The 15,661-nt window shown below is 59.1% G+C and carries 18 protein-coding genes; 8 read left to right on the forward strand and 10 right to left on the reverse strand.

Features of this window, described 5'->3' with window-relative positions; genetic code table 11:
• Positions 1 to 204 precede the first annotated feature (204 nt).
• Positions 205 to 1,098, reverse strand: coding sequence for a LysR family transcriptional regulator (locus tag ACCD02_RS16705; protein WP_413303889.1), 894 nt, complete (start codon positions 1,096 to 1,098; stop codon positions 205 to 207).
• 139 nt (positions 1,099 to 1,237) lie between these two features.
• On the opposite strand from ACCD02_RS16705, the gene ACCD02_RS16710 reads away from it, so the two are divergent.
• Positions 1,238 to 1,510: a metal-sensing transcriptional repressor gene (locus ACCD02_RS16710; protein WP_413304150.1), complete on the forward strand. Its 273-nt coding sequence runs from the start codon at positions 1,238 to 1,240 to the stop codon at positions 1,508 to 1,510.
• A gap of 104 nt (positions 1,511 to 1,614) precedes the next feature.
• On the opposite strand, the gene ACCD02_RS16715 is transcribed toward ACCD02_RS16710, so the two are convergent.
• The 7 genes from ACCD02_RS16715 to ACCD02_RS16745 all read right to left on the reverse strand — a co-directional run bounded on the left by ACCD02_RS16715 (position 1,615) and on the right by ACCD02_RS16745 (position 6,397).
• A complete protein-coding gene (locus ACCD02_RS16715; protein WP_413303892.1) occupies positions 1,615 to 1,920 on the reverse strand; it encodes a cyd operon YbgE family protein in 306 nt (101 codons plus the stop codon).
• Positions 1,910 to 2,026: a cytochrome bd-I oxidase subunit CydX gene (gene cydX, locus ACCD02_RS16720; RefSeq protein WP_413303895.1), complete on the reverse strand. Its 117-nt coding sequence runs from the start codon at positions 2,024 to 2,026 to the stop codon at positions 1,910 to 1,912. Before cydX ends, ACCD02_RS16715 begins: the two co-directional genes overlap by 11 nt.
• Positions 2,027 to 2,064: 38 nt before the next feature.
• Positions 2,065 to 3,204 carry a cytochrome d ubiquinol oxidase subunit II gene (gene cydB / locus ACCD02_RS16725; RefSeq protein ID WP_413303897.1) on the reverse strand — a complete coding sequence of 380 codons (1,140 nt, stop codon included), beginning with the start codon at positions 3,202 to 3,204 and terminating at the stop codon, positions 2,065 to 2,067.
• Between the two features lie 10 nt (positions 3,205 to 3,214).
• Positions 3,215 to 4,789, reverse strand: coding sequence for a cytochrome ubiquinol oxidase subunit I (locus ACCD02_RS16730; protein WP_413303899.1), 1,575 nt, complete (start codon positions 4,787 to 4,789; stop codon positions 3,215 to 3,217).
• Positions 4,786 to 4,995, reverse strand: coding sequence for a cytochrome oxidase putative small subunit CydP (gene cydP, locus ACCD02_RS16735; RefSeq protein ID WP_413303902.1), 210 nt, complete (start codon positions 4,993 to 4,995; stop codon positions 4,786 to 4,788). The genes ACCD02_RS16730 and cydP overlap by 4 nt, the downstream gene beginning before the upstream one ends.
• Before the next feature lie 499 nt (positions 4,996 to 5,494).
• Positions 5,495 to 5,722, reverse strand: coding sequence for a DUF6555 family protein (locus tag ACCD02_RS16740; protein ID WP_413303904.1), 228 nt, complete (start codon positions 5,720 to 5,722; stop codon positions 5,495 to 5,497).
• Between the two features lie 378 nt (positions 5,723 to 6,100).
• Positions 6,101 to 6,397 (reverse strand): hypothetical protein, encoded by a 297-nt coding sequence (locus ACCD02_RS16745; protein ID WP_413303906.1) that lies wholly within the window; start codon positions 6,395 to 6,397, stop codon positions 6,101 to 6,103.
• Positions 6,398 to 6,654: 257 nt separating this feature from the next.
• Between ACCD02_RS16745 and ACCD02_RS16750 the strand changes: the two genes are divergently transcribed.
• The 5 genes from ACCD02_RS16750 to ACCD02_RS16770 all read left to right on the forward strand — a co-directional run bounded on the left by ACCD02_RS16750 (position 6,655) and on the right by ACCD02_RS16770 (position 12,712).
• The gene (locus tag ACCD02_RS16750) at positions 6,655 to 7,515 is read left to right on the forward strand and encodes an AraC family transcriptional regulator (RefSeq protein WP_413303909.1); all 861 of its coding nucleotides are present in this window, start codon (positions 6,655 to 6,657) and stop codon (positions 7,513 to 7,515) included.
• A 304-nt stretch (positions 7,516 to 7,819) separates the two neighbouring features.
• Positions 7,820 to 9,007 (forward strand): DUF2252 family protein, encoded by a 1,188-nt coding sequence (locus ACCD02_RS16755; RefSeq protein ID WP_413303912.1) that lies wholly within the window; start codon positions 7,820 to 7,822, stop codon positions 9,005 to 9,007.
• 185 nt (positions 9,008 to 9,192) lie between these two features.
• Entirely contained in the window at positions 9,193 to 10,737 is a 1,545-nt protein-coding gene (locus ACCD02_RS16760) for a sugar ABC transporter ATP-binding protein (RefSeq protein WP_413303914.1), read from the forward strand.
• A gap of 25 nt (positions 10,738 to 10,762) precedes the next feature.
• Positions 10,763 to 11,740 carry an ABC transporter permease subunit gene (locus ACCD02_RS16765; RefSeq protein WP_413304153.1) on the forward strand — a complete coding sequence of 326 codons (978 nt, stop codon included), beginning with the start codon at positions 10,763 to 10,765 and terminating at the stop codon, positions 11,738 to 11,740.
• Positions 11,741 to 11,770: 30 nt separating this feature from the next.
• Positions 11,771 to 12,712 carry an ABC transporter substrate-binding protein gene (locus ACCD02_RS16770; protein WP_413303917.1) on the forward strand — a complete coding sequence of 314 codons (942 nt, stop codon included), beginning with the start codon at positions 11,771 to 11,773 and terminating at the stop codon, positions 12,710 to 12,712.
• Positions 12,713 to 12,799: 87 nt separating this feature from the next.
• On the opposite strand, the gene ACCD02_RS16775 is transcribed toward ACCD02_RS16770, so the two are convergent.
• Both ACCD02_RS16775 and ACCD02_RS16780 read right to left on the reverse strand, forming a co-directional pair.
• Entirely contained in the window at positions 12,800 to 13,039 is a 240-nt protein-coding gene (locus tag ACCD02_RS16775) for a hypothetical protein (protein WP_413303919.1), read from the reverse strand.
• Between the two features lie 219 nt (positions 13,040 to 13,258).
• Positions 13,259 to 13,768: an Lrp/AsnC family transcriptional regulator gene (locus ACCD02_RS16780; RefSeq protein ID WP_413303921.1), complete on the reverse strand. Its 510-nt coding sequence runs from the start codon at positions 13,766 to 13,768 to the stop codon at positions 13,259 to 13,261.
• Between the two features lie 200 nt (positions 13,769 to 13,968).
• Between ACCD02_RS16780 and ACCD02_RS16785 the strand changes: the two genes are divergently transcribed.
• Positions 13,969 to 14,985, forward strand: a complete 1,017-nt coding sequence (locus ACCD02_RS16785) for a 1-aminocyclopropane-1-carboxylate deaminase (protein ID WP_413303924.1) — start codon at positions 13,969 to 13,971, stop codon at positions 14,983 to 14,985.
• A gap of 137 nt (positions 14,986 to 15,122) precedes the next feature.
• Positions 15,123 to 15,587 carry a transketolase gene (locus tag ACCD02_RS16790; RefSeq protein WP_413303926.1) on the forward strand — a complete coding sequence of 155 codons (465 nt, stop codon included), beginning with the start codon at positions 15,123 to 15,125 and terminating at the stop codon, positions 15,585 to 15,587.
• Positions 15,588 to 15,661 lie beyond the last annotated feature (74 nt).

Here is a 15,661-nt window from a genome sequence, read left to right on the forward strand (position 1 = left end):
CTGTGGGAGCGAATTCATTCGCGAAAGCTTTATTCCGGACGCCGCCAATGTGTTGGATGTACTGGCCCCTTCGCGGATGAATCCGCTCCCACAGATCCGACGATATTCACGCGCTCCCACAAGATTCACCCCGCCACCTGCCAAGTGTTTGCCGCGCGACAGCGCGGCGTCTTAGGCGGGGCAGAATCTTCCACTGTTTTACGGTCAGCCTCGTTCGCTGCTCAACAACTGCTCCACATACTCAACAAACGCCCGGGCCTTGGCGCTGGCCATGCGCCCGGTCGGAAAAACCGCCCACAGGTCCAGCACGGGCAGTTGCCATTCCTGCAGCACCTGACGAATTTCGCCACTGGCCAGCTCCGGGGCGAACATCCATTGCGATGACAGGGTAATACCCAGATGGGCCAATACAGTGGTGCGCACGCCTTCCGCCGCCGTGACCCGCACCCGCCCCGATACAGTGACCGATTGCTCGGTGCTGCCCTTCTTGAACTGCCAATGTTCACCGCCACCATGCTGCGAATAAATCACCGCCTGATGCCCCGCCAGTTCGGCCGGCGAGCCGGGCACGCCGTGTCGCTCGAAGTAGGTGGGCGTACCCAGCACCATGCGCGGGCATTCGCCGATCTTGCGCGCAGTCAGCCCCGAGTCGGGCAAGTCCCCCATGCGTAGCGCGACATCGATGCCTTCCTCGATCAGATTGACGTTGCGGTCATCCAGTACCACATCAATGTCGAGATCCGGATGCTGATCCAGAAAGCCGCTCAGATGCGGAAGGATATGCAGCCGCGAGAAAGTCACGGCGGCGCAGATCCGTAACGTTCCGCGCAGCCCCGAGCCCGCGCCACGGGCTGCCAGGTCGGCTTCGTCAGCTTCTTCGATGGCGCGCTTGGCCCGCTCGAAAAACGCCGCCCCGGCTTCGGTGGGGCTCAGGCCGCGGGTCGAGCGCAGCAACAGGCGCACGCCGAGGCGTTCTTCCAGTTGCGCGACGACCTTGGAAACCGCTGGCTGGCCGACCTTGAGCCGCCGCGCCGCAGCCGAGAACGACCCCGTCTCGACCACACAGACAAAGGTTTCCATCGCTGATAAGCGGTCCATTTTATTCCTCTGCGCAATGAGTCGTAAGCGCCGACAAGACTACCCTCTTCGCATGGACGGCGCCTCTATTGACCTGAGTCGGGAGGCGGCTGACGTACCGGCCGTAGAATCGCCGGGCGACGTCATCCAGGGGCAGGAAATGAACAACAGTCAGGAACACCTGCAAAAACACGATGCGATGCTCAAGCGCCTGGCCCGGGTCGAAGGGCAGATTCGCGGCATCCAGGCCATGATCAGGCGCGGTGTCGAATGCGATGCCGTGGCCGTGCAGTTCCGCGCGGCACGCAAGGCGTTGGACAAGGCTTATCAAGAGTTACTGATGTGCCTGGTGGAAGATGCCATGATCGATGATGGCCAGAGCACTGAAGAAAAACTGGCGCAGGTGCGGGCGATCTTTACCAAATACACCTGACAGAGTGGGACCGGCTTTAGCCGGGAAGGCGGCATTTCTGGCGCTGAAGATGCGTTGAAGTGACCGCCCCCTTCCCGGCTGAAGCCGGGCCCACAGTCATGTGCTCATGCTGCCCCCTGCACCCCGGCCTGCCACAACAAGCCATAACCCAGCCCCATCCACACCCAGCCCAGCAGCGGATGAAACACCGTCCGCCACAATCGGCTATGCGGGTCGAAACCCACACCGTGAATGAAGCCTGTGGACATGCCGAGCATGCTCAGGGAAATCAGTCCGTGGCTGTAATGACCGTTGGCGTCGAGCAGCGCGGCCGGGTGGACCAGGAAGATCAGTGACAGTGGCCCCGCCAGCAGCAGGGAAACAACGCGGGTGTACCCGCGTTGCAGCCAGGGCCGGGCGTTACTGTTCACCCGACACCTCTTCATCGAGGTTCTGTTGGGTCTCCAGCCACAGGGCATTGATGATGCCGAAACTGCAGGCCAACAGGACGCCGAGAATCCAGGCGAAATACCACATGATGTGCTCCTTGCCCCTGGGGGCGGATAGTGAGGCGATCAGTACAGCCCGTGAGGGTTGGCTTCGATGTGCTTGTCGCCCAGGCGACCCCACATGCGGGTGTAGCACCACAGCGTGTAGCCCAGGACCAACGGCACGAATACGCAGGCCACGACAAACAGGATGCCCAGGGTCTTGTGGCTGGATACCGCGTCCCACAGCGTCAGGCTCGATGCCAGATCAAGGCTTGACGGGAATACGAACGGGAACAGTGCAAAGCCTGCCGTGCAGATGGTGCCGACAATCGCCAGGCTGCTGCCGAGGAAGGCCAGACCGGCACGGTTGATCTGGGCGCCGAGCAGAGCCAGCAGGCCACCGGCCAGACCGAGGATCGGCGCGATGCGGGTCAGCGGGTAGGCGCTGTAGTTGGCCAGCCAACCGGCATTGTTCGCCACTACCTGCTTGCTCAGCGGATTCAGTGCCGCGTTGGTATCCAGGCCCTGCACCAGGCTCAACCCGGTAATCGACGACACCAGCCAGACACCGGCCCCGGCAAAGGCAATCAGGTAAACCAAGGCACACAAGCGAGTCGCCACGCGAGAGCGGGCATGCAACTCGGCATCGGTGCGCAGCATCAGCCAGGCGCCACCGTGGGCGCTGAGCATGCTCAGGCTGACCACGCCTGCCAGCAGGGCGAAAGGATGCAGCAGACCGAAGAACGAGCCTTCATAGGACGAGCGCATGAACTCGTCGAGGTGAAAAGGCAGGCCGAGAAACAGGTTGCCGAAGGCCACGCCAAACAGCAGGGCCGGAGCCGCGCCACCGACAAACAGGGCCCAGTCCCAGGCATTGCGCCAGGTCTTGTTCTCCAGTTTGCTGCGGTAATCGAAACCCACGGGGCGGCAGAACAGGGCAAACAGCACCAGTAGCATCGCCCAGTACAGCCCGGAGAAGGCTACGGCGTAAACCATCGGCCATGCCGCGAAAAGTGCGCCACCGGCGGTGATAAACCATACCTGGTTGCCGTCCCAGTGCGGGGCGATGGTGTTGATCGCCACGCGCCGCTCGTTGTCGGTGCGACCCACGAACGGCATCAGCGCCATGGCGCCCATATCAAAACCGTCGGTCAGGGCAAAGCCGATCAGCAGTACGCCGATCAGCACCCACCACATCACTTTCAGTGTCTCGTAATCAAACATGACGAACTCCTCAGGCCTGGGCGGTGTGCGCGACGGCGTCACGCTCGAAGTGATAACGGCCGGTATGCAGGCTCGACGGGCCAAGGCGGGCAAATTTGATCATCAGGTACATCTCGATCACCAACAGCACGGTGTAGAAGGCCACCAGAGCCAGCAGCGAGCCGAGTACATCGCCTGCAGCCAGGGACGAGGCGGACAGATGCACCGGCAGCACTTCGGCAATCGACCACGGCTGACGGCCATGCTCGGCGACGATCCAGCCGGTCTGAGTGGCGATCCATGGCAGCGGCAGTGCGCAGACGGCAAAGCGCAGCAGCCATGGCTTGCTCTCGGCATTGCGCTTGATCGACGCCCAGGCGGCCAGCACGAACAGCACAAGGGTCAGGAAGCCCGATAGCACCATGAGGCGGAAGGTCCAGAACATGGTGAAGACATTGGGAATGGTATCCAGGGAGGCTTTCTTGATATTCGCCTCGCTGGCATCGACCACATTCGGTGTGTATTTCTTCAGCAGCAGGCCGTAGCCCAAGTCCTGTTTCACCGCATTGAACGCGTCGATATTGGCCGGGCTCTTGTCGCCGTGACGCAGTTTTTCCAGCAGGCCGTAGGCGAGCATGCCGTTGCGGATACGCACTTCGTGCTGGGAGATCAGGTCCTTGATACCGGTGACCTGCCTGTCCACCGAACGGGTGGCGATGATGCCCATGAGATAGGGGATCTTCACCGCGTAGTCAGTGCGTTGCTCTGCCTGGTTGGGCAGGCCGAACAGGGTGAACGCGGCAGGCGCGGGCTCAGTGTTCCACTCGGCTTCGATGGCCGCCAGTTTGGTGGTCTGCACGTCGCCGATCTCGTAGCCGGACTCATCGCCCAGCAGGATCACTGACAGCGTCGAGGCCAGGCCGAATACCGCGGCAATGGCGAAGGAGCGCCGGGCGAAGGCCAGGTCACGTTTCTTCAGCAGGTAGTAGCTGGAAATCGCCAGGACAAACACCGCGCCCGTCACATAACCCGCCGATACGGTGTGCACGAACTTCACCTGGGCCACGGGGTTGAACAGCAGGGCACCGAAGCTGCTCAGTTCCATGCGCATGGTTTCGAAGTTGAACTCGGCACCGACCGGATTCTGCATCCAGCCATTGGCAATCAGAATCCACAGTGCCGACATGTTCGAGCCAATGGCAACCAGCCAGGTCACGGCCAGATGCTGGACGCGAGTCAGGCGATCCCAGCCGAAGAAGAACAGGCCAATAAAGGTCGATTCCAGAAAGAACGCCATCAAACCTTCAATGGCCAACGGCGCGCCAAAGATATCGCCGACATAGTGGCTGTAATAAGCCCAGTTGGTGCCGAACTGAAACTCCATGGTCAGCCCGGTCGTTACGCCCAGGGCAAAGTTGATACCGAATAACTTGCCCCAGAACTTGACCATGTCCTTGTAAACCTGTTTGCCGGTCATGACATAGACCGACTCCATGATTGCCAGGAGGAAGGTCATGCCCAGCGTTAATGGCACAAACAGGAAGTGATACAACGCGGTAACTGCAAATTGCAGGCGCGAGAGGTCGACAACGGATTCCGAGATCATCTCGGTTTCTCCTCGGTAAGTTGCGAAACAGGTGGGGTATCGAATAAATGCGCTGCAACGCCTGCCTGGTTATCGACCGGCACGCCGGGCTCACTGAACCAGATGGCTTTGATGCTGAAGAGAATAATTAACTTGATGATCAGGATAATGCCAATATCCCGCGCCAACGGAATACGCCATAAAGACTTTGGCCTGTCTTTGGACATGATAAGGCAACTCCGACGTTAATCAGCAGCCAGGGCATTACAGTGACGCTCGCAGTTAAACTGCCGCCATTAAGCAATGTCCGTTGGGAGTAGGGTGAGTGCTCTTTGTATTCTGAACACTCATTGCACAATGCTACTCCATACCCATGCGGGTATGTAAGCCGGGCTTTATTGACGTGCATCAAGGTTGTCGCTGTATTTACCGGACGGCTGTGGCGGGGTGTCGCAGCGTGGTGTTTTTTCTTGAATTTAAGAATAGTGCCGCCGTGGGAGATCCCGCCCCGTCTTCGACGACGCGCTGTCGCGCAGTAAACCCTTGGCAGGGCGCGAGAGCAAATTCTGTGGGAGCGAATTCATTCGCGAAGAGGCCAGAGCATTCGACACGATCGTATCGTCTGTACCAGCGCCTTCGCGAATGAGTTCGTTCCCACCGGGTTGCGTTGATTCGGTGGGTTTTGCGCTGTTTGATGCGAGCCGATTGGCTGGCGATGGTGTCGGGTCAAACCGAAGCATTCCAGCGAACCTTGGTCACGCCGATTTTCTCGGCTCTCTGCGTGGCCACCTCCCAACTCGTGCCCAAGGCAATCCAGCCTTTCAGGCTTTCTGAAGCATGCATCGCCGCCAGGCGAATGGCATTGCTGTCATCGAGCTGAATGGCGCGGGCATAAAAGTGCCTTATCACCCCGTCGAATAGATAGTGGATGGTGTAGACGGTATCGATAGACATTTGGAACCTCTTGGCCGAAGCCATACCCGAAAGGGGCAAATCCATGGAGCCTGGAATTCAGAGAGGTCTGCCGGGAGGTGAGGCCGAGAGAAATGGGGAAGCCTGAACTTAGTTTTGAAGCCTTAATAAAGTAGTCATGGTTAAATTATGACTGGGCTTTGTGCCATTCGTTCGCGCTGTGTAGCCCCGCCGGTCCGGTTAAGCCGCGAGCAGGTTTGCCGCCGATAAAGCGCCTGCTGAACGCAACACGACGATGGGGCTGGACTGGCTGTGAGAGCCAGCAAGCCGACTCCCTCGCAATCGTGATGGGTGGGCTACCGCGGGGCATCAAGAACACTGCCGCAGTGCGGATTCGGATACCCCTCCTGGCGGCCCTTGCTACTCTCGCTGATCAACCGCACCCGCAATATGCATCCCGCCAATTGCCGCATTGCGGGCCGCCTGATAGATCTCGCTGGCATCCTCGAGCAACACGTACGCCGCATCGGACAGGTTATGCAGGTCCTTGGGGTCGGCGTCGGTAATACGCATATGCGCCAGGCTGTAGAGCAACCCTTTGGCCGCATTCAGGCGCTGCTCGGCGCAGGCTTCAAGATCAAGGTAGGGCGCTGTCGCATCAATCAATAACACGGGGGTATCTGCCGGGGTATGACTAAGGGGAATTAGAGAACTCATCACCTCACCTCCTGATTTCAATTGTGATACTTAATATGACTAATGGAGGTGATAGAGATTGCGAGGGGGCGGACGAATGGGCGCGTTGATGAAATGACCCAGGTCATTTTCAATAGCTGGCATGCAGCAGCGCTATGCAAATGTCTGGAACGGCCAAGCCAGCCGCTCTGAGCAATAAGAGCAAACCCGGCTAGGCGCCGTCCCTGTGATGCAGACGATCATGGCGACCCGTTTCAGACCTTCCACGCGGTATATCCATGTCAACCAATGCGGCGTACGCCGAGCGTTTCAATGCTGTCCTTGCTTACATTGACGCCAATCTTGAAGGCGACTTGTCGGTGAAGGCGCTGAGCCAGGTCGCGAACTTTTCGGCGTTTCATTTTCATCGACAATTCACCGGGTATGTGGGTGTTCCCGTTGCGCGTTATGTGCAATTGATGCGCTTGCGCCGGGCGGCTCATCGGCTGGCTTCCCAGGCAGATTGCTCGGTGCTGGACGCCGCACTCGACGCCGGTTTCGAAAGCCCGGAGGCCTTCAGCAGGGCGTTCCGGCGTTCGTTTGGCATGGCCCCGGGAATGTTCCGCCGGCAGCCGAATTGGCAGGTCTGGAATGGAGCGTTTGTCATTCCTCATCATTCCAGGAGCATCATCATGCAGGTACAAATCGTCGAATTTGCCGAGGTCAGAGTTGCAACGCTGGAGCACTACGGCGCCCCAGGACTGCTGAATGAAAGCGTGCGCAGGTTCATCGACTGGCGCATGGCAAGCGGGCAGTCACCGGTCGCTTCAAGCTGCACGTTCGGTATCCCCCACAACAATCCCGATACCACACCGCCTGACGAATTCCGTTTTGCCATCTGTGGGGAAATTCACGAAGACGTGAGAGCCAATACCGCCGGTGTAAGCGAGATGACCATTCCCGGAGGCCGTTGTGTGGTCGTGCGGCATGTCGGCTCACCCGATCATATCGGCGAAACCATCTACCCGGTCTACCGCGACTGGCTGCCCACCAGCGGGGAAGAGCTGCGTGACCATCCGTTGTTCTTTCACTACCTGAGTGTTTATCCACAGACGCCGCAGGATCAGTGGCAGACGGATATCTATATACCGCTGGTGTGAGGTTGCGGGACGAGCGGTGGGAGCGAATCAAGAGCAGATTTCGTGGGAGCCGGGCTTGCCCGCGAAGGCCTTTACGCGGTGTCTCTGGCCGGTAGCGTGAGCCATTCGCGGGCCAGCCTCGCTCCAACGACTCAAGAACACCGCGAAACCTCCTACACAGTATTTGTGCGAAAAAGCGATGTTCGGCCGCGTCCTCGCCCGACGCCGCTGAGTTTCCCGATCAGGCAATGAAAGTGCTTTGAAATATCTTGCAACATTTGCTGCCTGGTTGAGGTCGGATTCTTACCTTCCCAAAGAATCTCTCATGAAAACACCTCGCCCCTGCGCCCGTGCCAAGCCCCTCGATGAACTGCGTAACCTGAAAATGGCCCGCTCTGCCCATGCGTATGTGCGTGGCAGTACCGTGCAATTCTATGAGTGGCTGCACAGCCAGCCTGGGCGCCGGCTTCCCGGCGGGCCGCCGGTGTGGATCTGCGGCGATTGCCATGCGGGCAATCTTGGACCGACCGGGGATCTGAAAGGTCGCATCGATATTCATATTCGCGACCTCGATCAGACCGTGGTGGGTAATCCTGTGCATGATCTGGTCAGGCTGGGTTTGTCCCTTGCCACCGCCGCCCGTGGCTCTGATTTGCCCGGCGTGGCCACGGCGCGAATGCTCGAAGAAATGATGCGCGGGTACGAGCAAGCCTTTGAGTCCAAGAATGATGAAGAAGAGCCGCCGCGGCCTGCGCAAGTCAAAGCCGGCATGCGCAGTGCGGTGCAGCGCACATGGAAGCATCTGGCCCAGGAGCGTATCGAGGACACCAAGCCCACCATTCCTCTGGGCAAGCATTTCTGGCCGCTGTCGCGTTCCGAGCGCAGTGCCTTGAAAGCCTTGTGTGCCACCGACGATATCCACACCCTGGTCACCTCATTGAAAGGCCGGGCCCGTGACGCCACTGTGCAAATGCTCGACTCTGCCTACTGGGTGAAAGGTTGTAGCTCATTGGGCTTGCAGCGCTACGCCGTGCTGTTGAGCGTCGGTGATGGCGAGGAGCAAGAGTACTGCCTGCTCGATATCAAACAGGCTGTGGCCGCCGCCGCTCCGCGCGCGCCCAGGGCGGCAATGCCCCGGGATAATGGCAAGCGGGTTGTCCAAGGTGCGCGATCCTTGTCCCCCGGCTTGGGCAATCGGATGATCGCCACCCGCATGCTCGACCATGGATTTTTTGTCCGTGAGCTGTTGCCGCAGGACATGAAGCTGGAGCTGGATCAGCTGAGCCAGACCGAAGCCATGCGTGCAGCGGGATATCTTGCCGCAGTTGTAGGAAGAGCCCATGCCCGGCAGATGGACCTGTCAACGCGGGCGTCGTGGATAAAGGATTTGCAGGGCAATCGCTCGCAAATACTCGATGCGCCCTCATGGTTGTGGACTAGCGTTGTGGAACTGGTCGGCAGCCATGAGAAAGGCTATCTGGAGCATTGCCGGCTGTATGCGTTGCAGCACTGAGCCTGGCGTCTGAGTTTGGCCATCTCACAGCAACAGGCAGGATCTTCAGTGAAACCGTATAGCTGAAACGTTTCTCTAGTGCTTGCACAAGAAAATATTTGTGACTAGAGTCGAGCGCAGTCAGACCAGTCGACCCCTTCTGTCGAGATGGCCTACATACAAAAATAATAAGTACCGAGGTCGTCATGCACCTTGAAACCCATGCTATTCCCCTGCTCGAAATGCGCGGCATTTCTAAGACCTTCAATGGTCTGCGCGTACTCAAAAATGTCGGCCTGAAAGTCTTCCCCGGTGAAATTCACGCGTTGATGGGGGAGAACGGTGCAGGCAAATCGACACTTATGAAAATCCTCTCGGGTGCCTATCAGGCAGATGATGGCGGTGAAATCCGCATCAATGGTCAACCCGTCGCCAGCTACCACCCCGGCACAGCAAAAGAGCTGGGTATCGCCGTGATCTATCAGGAGTTGAGCCTCTGCCCGAACCTGACGGTGGCGCAAAACATTTACCTGGGACGCGAGCTACGCCGCGGCTGGACCGTTGACCGCAAGGGCATGGAGGACGGGTGCATTGAGGTATTGGCGCGATTGGGTGCCGAGTTCAAACCGTCCACCGTGGTCGGTACCCTGTCCATTGCCGAGCGCCAACTGGTAGAAATCGCTCGTGCCTTGCATGCCCACGCCAAGATCCTGGTCATGGACGAACCCACGACGCCGTTATCGTCCCGTGAGACGGATCGGTTGTTCAGCCTGATCAAGCAACTGCGCAGTCAGGGGCTGGCGATTATCTACATCAGCCATCGCATGGCCGAGATCTATGAACTGTCGGATCGTGTCTCGGTGCTGCGTGATGGCGAGTATGTCGGTGAACTGGCGCGGGACGTGCTGTCTGCCGAGGTGCTCGTCAAGATGATGGTGGGGCGTGACCTGTCCGGCTTCTACAAAAAAGAACATGCAGCCTATGACCCCGGCGCCGTGGTGATGCGTGTGCGTGACATGGCCGATGGCAAGCGCGTGCGTGGCTGCAGTTTCGATCTGCACGTCGGCGAGGTGCTGGGTATTGCCGGGCTGGTCGGTGCGGGGCGTACCGAATTGGCGCGGCTGATCTTTGCCGCCGACCCTCGCACGGGCGGTACGCTGGAGGTGGCAGGCAAGCCGGTGACGCTGTTGCGCAATCCAGCGGATGCCATTGAGGCCGGCGTTGTTTACCTCACTGAAGATCGCAAGGCTCAGGGGTTGTTCCTGGACATGAGCGTGGCCGACAACATCAATGTCTGTGCCTGCGTTCCTGACGCCCATGCAGGCGGGGTACTCGACCGCAGGCACGCTGCGCAACGCGCCACCGACGCCATCCGCTCGCTGTCGATCCGTGTCGCCTCAGGCAAGGTCAATGTCGGCGCGCTGTCCGGAGGCAATCAGCAAAAAGTCCTGCTGGCGCGGCTGCTGGAAGTCAAACCTCATGTGCTGATTCTCGACGAGCCCACCCGGGGCGTGGATATCGGTTCCAAATCGGAGATCTATCGAATCATCAATCAGCTGGCGAAAGCGGGCGTGGGCGTTGTCGTGATCTCCAGCGAATTACCGGAAATCATCGGCACCTGCGACCGCGTGCTGATCATGCGCGAAGGCCGGTTGGTCGCTCAGGTCGGCGGTGCGTCCGGCCACGAAATATCCCAGGAAGCCATTATCGACTTCGCCACCGGTGGCGAGCAGGTGGCCGCTCATGGCTGACTCAAACATGATGGAGAAAAACGCAATGACCGTGGATGCCCCTGCAACACTCGACAGGCGTGAACGTATTCGAGAACTGATGCGCAGTGTGGGCATGTTGCCGGTATTGGTGCTGTTGCTGGTGGGTTTCGCCCTGGCCAGCGAAAACTTTCTCACGATGCAAAATCTGTCGATCATCACCCAGCAGGCCTCGGTGAATGTGGTCCTGGCGGCGGGCATGACCTTCGTCATTCTGACTGCAGGGATCGATCTTTCGGTCGGGGCGATCCTCGCCGCGTCCGCTGTGGTTGCCCTGCAAGCCTCCATGTCGCCGCAGTTCGGCATGCTGGGGATTGCTGCCGGTGTCGGCTTCGGCCTGTTGCTGGGGCTGGTCAACGGCGGATTGATCGCTTTCCTGCGTCTGCCGCCGTTTATCGTCACCCTCGGTGCCCTGACGGCCATGCGCGGGCTGGCCCGGCTATTGGCGGACGACAAGACGGTCTTCAACCCGGATCTGCCCTTTGCCTTTATCGGCAACGACTCGATTCTCGGCGTGCCCTGGCTGGTGGTCATCGCGATAGCCGTGGTCGTCCTTTCGTGGTTCATCCTGCGTCGCACCGTGATGGGCGTGCAGATCTATTCGGTGGGCGGCAATCCCGAAGCGGCGCGGCTGTCCGGGATCAAGGTGTGGAAGGTGTTGCTGTTCGTCTATGCCATGTCCGGTGCCCTGGCGGGTCTGGGCGCGGTGATGAGTGCGTCGCGCCTGTTCGCCGCCAATGGTCTGCAATTGGGGCAGTCCTATGAGCTGGATGCCATTGCGGCGGTGATTCTGGGCGGCACCAGTTTTGTCGGTGGTGTCGGCACCATCGGCGGCACCTTGATTGGCGCGCTGATCATTGCGGTACTGACCAATGGCCTGGTACTGCTCGGGGTATCTGATATCTGGCAATACATCATCAAAGGCATCGTGATCATCGGTGCCGTGGCGCTGGATCGCTATCGCCAGTCCGGTACGCGAACCTGATTTCCTAACAATAATCACAAGAGAATCGTCATGAACGTCAAACGCATCTTTCCTGCTGTCGTCTCCCTGAGCCTGGCCTTGCTGATGTCGCAAGCGGTGCAGGCCCGCGAACTCAAAGCCCTGGGCATCAGCATGGGGTCTTTGGGCAATCCGTATTTCGTCACCCTCGCCGACGGCGCCACGGCTCAGGCCAAGGCATTCAATCCGGCGGTCAAGGTCACTTCAGTGTCGGCCGACTACGACTTGAGCAAGCAGTTCTCGCAGATTGATAACTTCATCTCCTCCAAGGTCGATCTGATCCTGCTGAACGCCGTAGACCCCTCTGCCATGGCTTCGGCCATCAAGAAAGCCCGGGACGCGGGGATAGTGGTGGTGGCGGTGGATGTCGACGCCAAGGGTGTCAATGCCACCGTGCAGACCGATAACGTTGAGGCGGGCAAGCTGGCCTGCCAGTTCATCGTCGACAAGCTGGCGGGCAAAGGCAACGTGATCATTCAGAACGGTCCGCAAGTGACGGCGGTCACCGACCGGGTCAAAGGCTGCAAGGCCGCGCTGGCAAGCGCGCCGGACATCAAGGTGCTGTCCGACGATCAGGACGGCAAGGGTTCACGTGAAGGCGGCCTGAATGTGATGCAGGGCTACCTGACGCGCTTCCCCAAAATCGACGGGCTGTTTGCTATCAATGATCCCCAGGCCATCGGCAGCGACCTGGCCGCCCGCCAATTGAAACGCAGTGGCATCGTCATCACCTCGGTGGACGGCGCGCCGGATATCGAGAATGCGCTCAAGAGCGAATCGCTGATCCAGGCCAGCGCCAGCCAGGACCCTTGGGCCATGGCTCAGACGGCAGTTAAGATCGGTAATGACCTGCTCAATGACAAGCCACCAACCGAAGCCGTGACCCTGCTCGCGCCGAAGCTGATCACTCGCGACAACGTCGCGGCCTATAACGGCTGGTCGAGCAAACGCTAATGTCATGATGGCCTGGGGCGCCGCTTTTTGCGTGCCCCGCAACTGGGTGGGCACGGAGGTTGTTCTCTGTGTCTGCCGTCTGCCGTACTACGGCAAATTCTCCAGCCGCGCTTCCACTGCGTCATCGAAAATGATGAACAGCGCTTCGGCATCCGCCGAGCGCAGTTTGCGCGTGCTTTCCAGGCTCTGGATCAACTCGATCTGAAGTGCTCGTTCCGCTTCCAGGTCTTCGCGGGTGCTGGCGGCGTTGAGTGCACGCAGCAGATCATTCATCTCGTCGCGGATGGGCTTGGGCAGGCGTAACAGATCGAGCTTTTCTTGGGGCATGTTTCAGACTCTCTTGATTGCACGCCGGGCGCGAGCGGTTTGGCATTGTCGCTGAAAAGCGGCTGTGAACCAGAAAAAACAAGGCATTGAGGCACAAAAAGGCACATGCGAGAGTCGCTGAGTGCCTTTTTGTGAAGCCTTCTCACGAGAAGGCTCATCCAGTCATCGCGTGGCTCGGGCAGCGGGTCGAAGCAACCTGACATCGGGCTGAATTGAGCCTCAAAGGGGGATGTGGGTTGTCGACAAGACCTGGCGCAGCCCCATAAACGAGCGAATCTGGCGCACTCCGGGCAGGTAAAGCAACTGCTCGGCATGGAGTCGGTTGAAACTGTTGCTGTCCTTGGTTCGTATCAACATGAAGTAATCGAACTCCCCTGTCACCACATGGCATTCCATGCAGCCGGAGACTTTTTGCGCCGCGGCTTCGAAGGCTGCGAAGGATTCCGGTGTCGAACGGTCCAGCACCACACCGATCAATACCACCATCCCTGCATCAAGCGCTTGATTGTCCAGCAACGCGACAATGCCTTTGATCAAGCCCGCCTGCTTGAGACGTTCGACTCGTCGCAGACAGGCCGGCGCGCTCAGTTTGACCTTCTCGGCGAGCGCCACATTGGAGATAGAGGCGTCTCGCTGCAGGGTCCTGAGAATGGCGCGGTCGGTCCGGTCCAGCGGGTGCGGCTCCGGGCTGGGTGTGCCGGGTTTGTTGTGAGTATTTGTTGCGTTCATATGGATATCTACACAATAAAAATAAGTTAGAATTTCTATTTGGTAATTTATATTTCTTTAATAGGTTGAAACTTGCAACACATATTTTCGGCTTTGTTCTTAATATTGAACTCATCGAAGCCCCTCTGAAAGAACCTGGAATGCAGCCTTTTTGCCTTTCGGTCTGGCGCTTGGATATCCGATAAACAAGGAGCAGAGTCATGAACCTGAATCGTTTTAAACGTTATCCGCTGACCTTCGGTCCTTCTCCCATCACGCCCTTGAAACGCCTCAGCGAACACCTGGGCGGCAAGGTCGAGTTGTATGCCAAGCGTGAAGACTGCAACAGTGGCCTGGCTTTCGGCGGCAACAAGACGCGCAAGCTCGAATACCTGATTCCCGAGGCGCTTGAACAGGGCTGCGACACGCTGGTGTCCATCGGCGGGATCCAGTCGAACCAGACCCGGCAGGTCGCCGCCGTCGCTGCCCACCTGGGCATGAAGTGTGTGCTGGTCCAGGAAAACTGGGTGAACTACTCCGACGCCGTATATGACCGGGTTGGCAATATCGAGATGTCCCGCATCATGGGGGCGGACGTACGACTGGACGCCGCCGGTTTCGACATCGGTATTCGGCCCAGCTGGGAGAAGGCCATGAGCGACGTGGTGGAGCGGGGTGGCAAGCCGTTCCCGATCCCTGCAGGTTGTTCCGAGCACCCCTACGGCGGGCTCGGGTTCGTCGGCTTTGCCGAGGAAGTGCGGGAGCAGGAAAAACAGCTGGGGTTCAAGTTCGACTACATCGTGGTCTGCTCCGTGACCGGCAGTACCCAGGCCGGCATGGTCGTCGGTTTCGCCGCGGACGGCCGTTCGAAGAACGTGATCGGCATCGATGCCTCGGCCAAGCCGGAGAAAACCAAGGCACAGATCCTGCGTATCGCCCGACACACTGCTGAGCTGGTGGACCTGGGTCGTGAGATCACCGAAGACGACGTGGTGCTCGATACACGCTTCGCCTACCCGGAGTATGGTTTGCCCAACGAAGGTACGCTGGAGGCCATTCGTCTGTGCGGCAGCCTTGAAGGTGTATTGACCGACCCGGTGTATGAAGGCAAATCCATGCACGGGATGATCGAGATGGTCCGCCGTGGCGAGTTTCCCGAAGGCTCGAAAGTGCTTTACGCACACTTGGGCGGAGTACCTGCGTTGAGCGCCTACAGTTTCCTGTTCCGTAACGGCTGATTAACGCCGATCACCTGTAGGAGCGAGCTTGCTCACGAAGCGGCGGGTCAGTCGGCATTGATGTTGAGTGTCACGGCCATGTAGTCGGATCGCCGCCCGGAGCAAGCTGCTCCGGCCAACCCGCCGGGAGTGTCGCCATGCATGCGATATCGCAATCCGCAGTCTGGATCAAGGAACCTTCGGCGGATGCCGGAGTGGTCATCGTTACCAGTGCTGCGTTGCCCAAATACATGATCGAAAAGCTGCATGTAGTGATCGATGACTGGGACCAGGTGGCTTATCTGACCGTCAAGCAATCCGAGGCGCTGATGGCCGACTGGTTGCGAGTCGGGTCTAACCCGGAACGCTCTGCGGGGAGCGAGGCGTGTTATGCCAGCCAACTCTTGCGCTCTGTTTCCCATGGAAGCTTTTTACTGGTTGTCGAAGCCGGCACGGATTCCGGCCTGACCTGGCTGGGATCGGTCTGCGGCCACCCACTGCGCGTCGTCGAACTTGGAGACGTAGCCTCTTCCACTGCGCAGATGGATCGACAGGTGGAGGAGGTGTTATCGGCGACCCGGAGTCTGGCGAAAAGCGTGCTGCAGGCGAGCGGCCTCATTTAGCCAGTGTCCATGCCAATTCGCTGGTTGAATTTCCTGCAACAACAAAGGCAGCGCCTGCGGCCCGACTGCGGGTT

It is taken from the genome of Pseudomonas sp. Pseusp88, assembly GCF_047303955.1.
GTDB lineage: Bacteria > Pseudomonadota > Gammaproteobacteria > Pseudomonadales > Pseudomonadaceae > Aquipseudomonas.

Excerpts from the sequence above, each read along its gene's own strand:
- ACCD02_RS16775 (WP_413303919.1), bottom strand. The coding sequence starts at position 13,039 with ATGCCCCAAGAAAAGCTCGATCTGTTACGCCTGCCCAAGCCCATCCGC.
- ACCD02_RS16780 (WP_413303921.1), bottom strand. The coding sequence starts at position 13,768 with ATGAACGCAACAAATACTCACAACAAACCCGGCACACCCAGCCCGGAG.
- ACCD02_RS16760 (WP_413303914.1), top strand. The coding sequence starts at position 9,193 with ATGCACCTTGAAACCCATGCTATTCCCCTGCTCGAAATGCGCGGCATT.
- ACCD02_RS16705 (WP_413303889.1), bottom strand. The coding sequence starts at position 1,098 with ATGGACCGCTTATCAGCGATGGAAACCTTTGTCTGTGTGGTCGAGACG.
- cydX (WP_413303895.1), bottom strand. The coding sequence starts at position 2,026 with ATGTGGTATTTCGCCTGGATTCTCGGCGTCCTGTTGGCCTGCAGTTTC.
- cydB (WP_413303897.1), bottom strand. The coding sequence starts at position 3,204 with ATGTTTGATTACGAGACACTGAAAGTGATGTGGTGGGTGCTGATCGGC.
- ACCD02_RS16730 (WP_413303899.1), bottom strand. The coding sequence starts at position 4,789 with ATGATCTCGGAATCCGTTGTCGACCTCTCGCGCCTGCAATTTGCAGTT.
- ACCD02_RS16755 (WP_413303912.1), top strand. The coding sequence starts at position 7,820 with ATGAAAACACCTCGCCCCTGCGCCCGTGCCAAGCCCCTCGATGAACTG.
- cydP (WP_413303902.1), bottom strand. The coding sequence starts at position 4,995 with ATGTCCAAAGACAGGCCAAAGTCTTTATGGCGTATTCCGTTGGCGCGG.
- ACCD02_RS16745 (WP_413303906.1), bottom strand. The coding sequence starts at position 6,397 with ATGAGTTCTCTAATTCCCCTTAGTCATACCCCGGCAGATACCCCCGTG.
- ACCD02_RS16710 (WP_413304150.1), top strand. The coding sequence starts at position 1,238 with ATGAACAACAGTCAGGAACACCTGCAAAAACACGATGCGATGCTCAAG.
- ACCD02_RS16740 (WP_413303904.1), bottom strand. The coding sequence starts at position 5,722 with ATGTCTATCGATACCGTCTACACCATCCACTATCTATTCGACGGGGTG.
- ACCD02_RS16770 (WP_413303917.1), top strand. The coding sequence starts at position 11,771 with ATGAACGTCAAACGCATCTTTCCTGCTGTCGTCTCCCTGAGCCTGGCC.
- ACCD02_RS16750 (WP_413303909.1), top strand. The coding sequence starts at position 6,655 with ATGTCAACCAATGCGGCGTACGCCGAGCGTTTCAATGCTGTCCTTGCT.
- ACCD02_RS16765 (WP_413304153.1), top strand. The coding sequence starts at position 10,763 with ATGACCGTGGATGCCCCTGCAACACTCGACAGGCGTGAACGTATTCGA.
- ACCD02_RS16790 (WP_413303926.1), top strand. The coding sequence starts at position 15,123 with ATGCATGCGATATCGCAATCCGCAGTCTGGATCAAGGAACCTTCGGCG.
- ACCD02_RS16785 (WP_413303924.1), top strand. The coding sequence starts at position 13,969 with ATGAACCTGAATCGTTTTAAACGTTATCCGCTGACCTTCGGTCCTTCT.